Raw genomic sequence first — 7,158 nt, forward strand, 5'->3', positions numbered from 1 at the left:
ACAGAGGGGCGGGATATACGGCATGGGGGACATATCGTCACCAATCGCTTTAACATGAAGGCAACTTCACTGTCGCAACACCGATATACGGACGCGCCATGATGAACAACGTACGGCCGTGCGGGTGCCGTGGACCGGCCGGGACGCCAGGTGGCGACCCGGCCGGTTGTCGTTTGCGCGGATTTCGTCCACTGCTCCATCCGGGGCGTGTTGTCCCGGGGCCGGGACAGGAGTAGACCTGCGGTGGACGCCTCGTATACCGGGGCGCCCTTTCACGACCCAGGTACTTCGACACGGACGGGGGGCTGGCCGTGTCCAAGGTTCGGGACAGCGTTCTCACCCGCGGTGCACGCGGCATCGGCGCGCTGGTCTGCCTGCTGCTCGCGCTGCTCAGCGCGGGCTGGATCATCCGGGATCTCGCCGTCGCCCAGCACGGCGCGGACATCTGGTGGAGCTGGCTCGGAGAGGCGCGCCGGCCACGGGAGTTCACCGCCTGGGCCACCTCGGCGCTCGACCCGCTGCTGGTGCTCGGCGCGCTCGGCACCGCGATCGCCGCACTGCGCACCGCCGTCGCCCCCGCCGTGGCCGCGGGCGCACTGCTCTCCGTCGCGGCCGCCACCCTCCTGCTGCGGACCCCGCTGGTCTGGATCCTGGGCGCGGGGTGGCTCCAGGGGCTGGATACGGACCTCACGGGGTGGGCGCGGCTGACCGCCCTCGCCCAGCTCGCGCTGGCGCTCGTACTGACCGTGGTGGTCGCGGCGGGCCGGCAGCCGGGCGGCCGGACGGGCCGGCACTCGGGGCGCTTCGCCCACGGACTGCCGGAGGGGGCCTCGTCGGCGTACGGAGTCGTCCACGCGGCGGCGTACGGAGCCGACCCCGGCCCGCCCGGACGGCCGTACAAGGGGCCGGCCCGCACCGCCGCCTTCCTCCTGGGCGCCGCCGGACTCGCCGTCGCAGGCTGGGAGATCCACCGGCGGGTGCGGCTCGGCGCGGACGGCTACCGCAAGGGGCTGCTCGGCGACGCCTCCGTCTTCCGCGCCCTGCTGCAGCCCCCGGCGCACTGGCAGTCGGCGGCGCTCGCCCTGCTGGCCCTGGGCGCCGCGGCCGCCGCGCTGCGCCGAGCTTCCTGGGCCAGGCCCGCAGCCATGACGGCGGGCGCGCTGCTGTGCGTCCACGGGGCCCTGGCGCTCACCCTCGCCGTACGCACCGGGGAGTTCGGCCGCCTCGCGGGGCTGCCTGCCGGGACCCAGCTGGAGCTGGGCATCGCGGCGGGTGTGGCGGCCGCCGGGCTGGCCGCGCTGATCGTGGCGGCCCGGCCCGGCGTACCCGGCCTCTCAGGGAGCGCGGACGGGGTGCGGGCGTACGGCTCCGCCCCGGGCGAGGCGCGGCCACCGCACGCCCCGCCCCCGCCGTCCACGCTCCCGCCGGGCTGGTGAGCGGGCCCGTCAGCAGGCTCCTGGGACGGGCTCCGCGGTTCCGGCGAGGCACCGCCGTATCAGGACGGCATCCCCAGCGACCGCTTGAGGAAGTCGACCTGGAGCAGCAGCAGGTTTTCGGCCACCTGTTCCTGGGGCGTCATATGGGTCACCCCGGACAGCGGCAGCACCTCGTGCGGGCGGCCCGCCGCCAGCAGTGCCGAGGACAGCCGCAGCGAGTGCGCCACCACCACGTTGTCGTCCGCGAGGCCGTGCACGATCAGCATCGGACGGTGCGGCTCCACCGCTCCGGACAGCCCTTCGTCCGTGATCAGCGAGTTCTCGGCGTAGACCGCCGGCTCCTCGTCCGGGTGGCCGAGGTACCGCTCCTGATAGTGGGTGTCGTACAGCCGCAGGTCGGTCACCGGTGCGCCCACCACCGCCGCGTGGAAGACATCGGGGCGGCGCAGCGCGGCCAGCGCCGCGAGATAGCCGCCGAAGGACCAGCCGCGGATGGCCACCCGCGTCAGGTCCAGGGGAAAGGATTCGGCCAACGCCTGGAGCGCATGGACCTGGTCGTCCAGCGCGACCCCGGCGATACGGCGGGAGACCGCCTTCTCCCATGCGGGGGAGCGGCCCGGGGTGCCCCGGCCGTCCGCGACGATCACCGCGAACCCCTGGTCGGCGAACCACTGGGAGGTCAGATGGGCATTGTGCCCGGCGACCACCCGCTGGCCGTGCGGACCGCCGTACGGGTCCAGCAGCACCGGCAGCGGACCGTCGCCCTCCGTATATCCGCCGGGCAGTAGCACCGCGCACGGAATCTCCCGCTCCCCGGCCAGTACGAGGCGCGGCCGGGCGGTCAGCGTCGGCTGCTCGGCGTACGAACCGATCGTGGCGAGGGTCTTCTCGCCGCCGTCCGGATCCAGCCGCACCACGTCCACCTGGGCGCCCGGCCGCTCCAGCGACGCCTGGGACAGCACGGTCAGCGCCCCGCCGCGCACCGCCGAGGACACCGTCGGATACGGGCGCGCGCCCACCCGCTCCCAGCCGCCCTGGTCCCCGCTGCCGCGGAACCACGCGCGATAGACGCCGATGTCATGCATCTCGGTGCCGCTCGCGGAGAAGAGGACATCCTCCTCACCGATGTCCAGGACGGCCCGGACGTGCAGCGGCGCCCCGGTCAGCGGCCGGTCGCCGACGAACAGCTTGCGGGCGCCGCCCTCGTCCGCGATCCGCACCAGCCGGCCGTCCGGCGTCCAGGCCGGCACCCCGGGGAACGGCTCGACCCACACCTCGTCCTCGTCCTCGTGCACCGTGGTGGTCGTGCCGGTCGCGGTGTCGACGGTCAGATAGCGCTGGTCACGCTGGTCGCGGGACTGGACGAGCAGCAGCGGCGGGCCGGCCGACGACCAGTGGACGCGGGCGAGATAGGGGTAGCGCGCGGTGTCCCAGCTGATGTCCGTGCGCGAACCGTCCAGGCCGAAGAGGGCCAGCGTGACCTCGGCGTTGGCGGTGCCCGCCGCCGGATACGCGACCTGGGCCGGCTCGCGGTCCGGATGCGCGGGGTCGGAGATCCACCAGCGGCGCACCGGTGACTCGTCGACCCGCGCGGCCAGCACGGCGTCGCTGTCCGGCGACCACCAAAAGCCCCGGTAGCGGCCCATCTCCTCGGCGGCGATGAACTCCGCGAGGCCCCAGGTCACCTCGGGCCCGTCGGGCTCGGCCAGCGTACGGTCCGCGGCCACGGGGCCGCCGCCACCCTCGTCCGACGTGGTGGCGCCGTCCACCGCGACCACCCTCAGCCGGCCCTCCGCCACAAAGGCCACCTGCCGGCCGTCGGGTGACGGGCGGGGGTCCACCACCGGCCCGTGGACCGGGAGTTCACGTGTGGTGCCGGCCCGCAGCTCGGAGACGAAGAGCCGGCCGGAGAGGGTGAACGCCGCCAACTCCACGGCGGAGTCCGCCGCATAGCCGACGATGCCGGCCGAGCTCTCCCGGCTGCGCTCGCGGCGGGCCCGCTCCTGCGGGGGAAGGTCCTCCTCCGCGCCGGCCAACAGGGCCTGCGGATCGGCGGCCATGAACTCCCGGCCCGCTTCCAGGTCGAGTACCCACAGCTGCTGGCTGCGGTCGGTACCGGAACCGGAACGGAGGAAGACGACGCGCGCGCCGTCCGGGGAGATCGCGAAGCCGCGCGGTGCGCCCAGCGTGAAGCGCTGAGTACGGGCATATTGCCGGGGAAACGAAGGCAGTCCGGTCATGGGGCCGAGCCTAGGGCCTGTTCGCCCGATCAGGGCCGGGTCCGCGGTGTCTGGCACGGCACCTCGCTGCGTTGCCGAACCGCCCGCATAGCTCCGCTATGAGGACGCTCCGGCGCCTTGCGATGTACCGCACCAGACGCCGCGGCCTGTCCGACCCTGACCCGGCGAACAGACCCTAGAGCCTGCTCGCCCGATCAGGGCCGGGTCCGACATCGATCGCCCGGACAGGCGCTGAAGAGGGACGGGCTCACTGTGGTCGCGCTAGTGAAGATCGTGTGCGCCCCCGCTCTGCTTCCGTGCTCCGACTTATGCGCTAGCACGGAAAGTTATGATCCCTTGCGCATAGTGGGTACGGGGTAAGGAGCCTTTGGCATACCCCGGTGCGCGGTCCGTGCAGGCGGTCCGTGCGCCATCAACTCTGTCCGGACCGTAGGTACTTGGAGGTGAGCCGCCGTGGCACTCTCGATTTCGGCGGTGGTGCTGCTGGCGATCATCGTCTTCTTGCTGGTCAAGAAGTCCGGACTGAAGGCCGCGCATGCCTTTGTCTGCATGCTGCTGGGCTTCTATCTGGCCAGCTCGTCCATCGCGCCGACAGTCAAGCAGCTGACGACGAACGTCGCCAGCATGCTCGGGAATATCAAGCTCTGATCCGTTGCCGGCCGGGCACCCGTACGTCGATCGGGTGCACGGCCGGCGGCCGGGATCGCATGGTGAAGGCGGACCGGCCGGCTCGTAGGCTGTCCGCATGACCGCCCACCCTCCCCCAGCTGCCGCTGGGAGGTACCCCCAGGCCGCCACCGCCCCCGGCGCAGATGCTGCCCATCGCAGTGACATCCCCGCCCGCCGTCTCCTGCTGGTGCACGCGCACCCCGACGACGAGTCGATCAACAATGGCGTGACCATGGCCAAGTACGCGGCCGAGGGCGCGCTGGTGACCCTGGTGACCTGCACGCTCGGCGAGGAGGGCGAGGTCATCCCGCCCGAGCTCGCCCCTCTCGCGTCGGACCGCGACGACACCCTGGGCCCGTACCGCGCCGACGAGCTGGCCGCCGCGATGGAGGTGCTCGGCGTCACCGATCACCGCCTCCTCGGCGCTCCGGGCCGCTACCGCGACTCCGGGATGATGGGCGCCCCCCAGAACGAGCGGCCAAAGTCCTTCTGGCAGGCCCCGCTCGACGAGGCGGCCGCCGATCTGGTGGCCGTCATCCGCGAGGTCCGACCGCAGGTCCTGGTCACCTATGACCCGAATGGCGGATACGGCCACCCCGACCACATCCAGGCGCACCGCGTCGCCATGCGCGGCGCCGAGCTCGCCGCGCGGGCGGATTTCCGCCCCGAGCTGGGCAGCGCGTATGCGATCGGGAAGATTTACTGGAACTGCAACCCCCGTTCCCAGGTCGAGGAGGGCTTCGAGCGGCTGCGCGCCACCGGTCACAGCTTCCCCGGAATCGCCACCGTCGACGATGTGCCGGGGGTGGTGCCGGACTCCGACGTGACGGCGTCCATCACCGGCGACCCGGCGTATGCGGCCGCGAAGGCCGCGGCGATGCGCGCGCACTACACCCAGATCGCGGTCGACGGACCGTTCTTCGCGCTCTCCAACGACTTGGGGCAGCCGCTGTTCGGTACGGAGCACTATCTGCTGGTGCACGGTGACTCGGGCGCTGCTGCCGGCGAACGCGAGGACGATCTTTTCGCAGGTATTGGCGAAATGGTGGGTATGGAGGAGAGTGCCCGGATTGAGGAGGCGGCGGAATGAGTACGGCGAAGGGCGGAGGATCGGCCGGTGACGGGAAAGACGGTGCGGCCACCGGCAAGAACGGCGGACCCTCGGGCAAGGGCGGGCGGTCGCGGGCGGGCTCGGGCCGTGCGTCCGGCGCCCGTCCTCAGGCGCGGTCCGGCGCTCCCGTGACACCGAGGGGCGGTGCCGCGCTGTCCGCACCGCTGACGCCGGGACGGATCGGCATATATGTGCTGCTCCTGGTCGCGGGTGTCCTGGTCGCGTTCGCCGGGACGCTGGTGCAAGCGGCCTGGTTCCCGGGCGGGTTGATTCTCGCGCTGTTCGGCGTCGGCGGCCTGTTCTACGGCGGTGCCAGGGCGACCGGCACGCCGGCGGGTGTGCTGGTGCCCGGCGCGGCCTGGCTGGTGACCGTGTTCGTGCTGCTCAGCGACGTCCGGCCGGAAGGCGACTTTCTCTTCGGTGCGGGGCTCGGGTCGTACATCTTCCTCCTGGGCGGCATCCTGGTCGCTGTGATCTGCGCCACCGCTGCCCAGATGCGCGCTACGGGCATACAACACGGCCGAGTTGGCGGATGACGTGGTCCATACCGGGACGGATACCGCGCAGGTGCGGGTGATCGGCCCCGGTACCGGGGTTTCGCCCGTGGCGGCGGTGTTCGTACGCTCCCCGGGTGTCCGCCCGCGGCGGACAGTATGGTGGTGCGCGCCGTCGCGCCGCCCTGGGGGCACCCCCCGGCTTCCGGCCGGGGATCATCTCTGACGAGCGGCGGAGCCAACCGGGAGAACCTGCTTTGAGTCGTGAATCTGACAGTTCGTCCTCCGGCCCCCAGGGCCGTGGCGGAGCCGCGTACCCGTCCGGGACGCCGCCGTACGGCTCGCCCAGGGGAGATGCCGACGAGGCGCTGACGCCCGGTGCGGCGGCGCGGCCGGAGGAGCCCAAAACCGAGACCACGCTGACGACGCGGATCAAGATCAACATTCCGGGGTCGCGCCCCATCCCGCCGGTCGTTGTGCGCAAGCCCGTCGGTGAGGAGTCCGGCATGAACGGATCGGCTGGTTCCGGGGGGTCCCGGGGCACGCCCCGGCCCGCCCGCGGCAGCGAGCGGAGCGCGGAGCGTACGGCGAACACGCCCCGGCCCGACGCGTCGGCGGACCAGGCCGCAGCGGGCGGCCGGCCCGAGAAGGCCAGCGAGTGGTTCGCGCCGCGCAAGCCGCAGAGCGGCGCGGCCGGTCAGTCGTCGACCACCGGGTCCCATGCGGCGCCGGCAGCGCCGGGCGGTGCGACCCCGCCGCGCGGCCCGTCGGGCGCCACGCCTCCGCAGCGCCCCGATCTGCCGTACTTCTCCGACAACCAGGCCCCGCAGGGCGGCGCCTCGCCGTTCGACGGCGCTGCCCGGCAGAGCGGCGCCTCGCCGTTCGACGGCGGCCCGCGGGGCGGCGGCTCGCCGTTCGACGGCGCGGCACACGGTGGCGCGTCGCCGTTCGACGCCCCCAACGGGCCCGCCCGTGACCACAGCCCCTTCGACGCCCCGGTCGGCGGCCCGAGCGGCCCGACGACCGGGCCGGCCCGCGGGGACTCCGCGCTCAACCTCCCGCCCGGCTTCAGCGACCCCGTGGCGGGCACCGGCGGCACGCCCCAGATCAGCGACGACACCGCGGAGCTCACCCCGCAGCCGCCCGCGCCGCTCGCCGGGCCCGGCAGCGGCCTCGGTGCCGGCGGCGGGATCGCCGGCGGACTGCCC

The 7,158-nt window shown here is 73.3% G+C and carries 5 protein-coding genes and 1 pseudogene; 5 read left to right on the top strand and 1 reads right to left on the bottom strand.

Annotated features, from left to right (window positions below):
• Window positions 1-311: 311 nt before the first annotated feature.
• Window positions 312-1,436, top strand: coding sequence for a hypothetical protein (locus DY245_RS02615; RefSeq protein WP_128503022.1), 1,125 nt, complete (start codon window positions 312-314; stop codon window positions 1,434-1,436).
• Between the two features lie 59 nt (window positions 1,437-1,495).
• Here the strand turns inward: DY245_RS02615 and DY245_RS02620 are convergent, their stop codons facing one another.
• Window positions 1,496-3,676: a S9 family peptidase gene (locus tag DY245_RS02620; RefSeq protein WP_128503024.1), complete on the bottom strand. Its 2,181-nt coding sequence runs from the start codon at window positions 3,674-3,676 to the stop codon at window positions 1,496-1,498.
• A gap of 453 nt (window positions 3,677-4,129) precedes the next feature.
• On the opposite strand from DY245_RS02620, the gene DY245_RS02630 reads away from it, so the two are divergent.
• The 4 genes and pseudogenes from DY245_RS02630 to DY245_RS02650 all read left to right on the top strand — a co-directional run.
• Window positions 4,130-4,324 (top strand): hypothetical protein, encoded by a 195-nt coding sequence (locus DY245_RS02630; RefSeq protein WP_128503026.1) that lies wholly within the window; start codon window positions 4,130-4,132, stop codon window positions 4,322-4,324.
• Between the two features lie 97 nt (window positions 4,325-4,421).
• Window positions 4,422-5,435: an N-acetyl-1-D-myo-inositol-2-amino-2-deoxy-alpha-D-glucopyranoside deacetylase gene (gene mshB / locus DY245_RS02635; protein ID WP_128503028.1), complete on the top strand. Its 1,014-nt coding sequence runs from the start codon at window positions 4,422-4,424 to the stop codon at window positions 5,433-5,435.
• Complete coding sequence (locus DY245_RS02640; protein WP_128503031.1) at window positions 5,432-5,992, top strand: DUF6113 family protein; 561 nt, start codon at window positions 5,432-5,434, stop codon at window positions 5,990-5,992. The genes mshB and DY245_RS02640 overlap by 4 nt, the downstream gene beginning before the upstream one ends.
• A gap of 215 nt (window positions 5,993-6,207) precedes the next feature.
• Window positions 6,208-7,158, top strand: a pseudogene (locus DY245_RS02650) (hypothetical protein); the annotation flags it as partial.

Origin of the sequence: Streptomyces inhibens (assembly GCF_003389455.1) — a bacterium.
Taxonomy (GTDB): domain Bacteria; phylum Actinomycetota; class Actinomycetes; order Streptomycetales; family Streptomycetaceae; genus Streptomyces; species Streptomyces inhibens.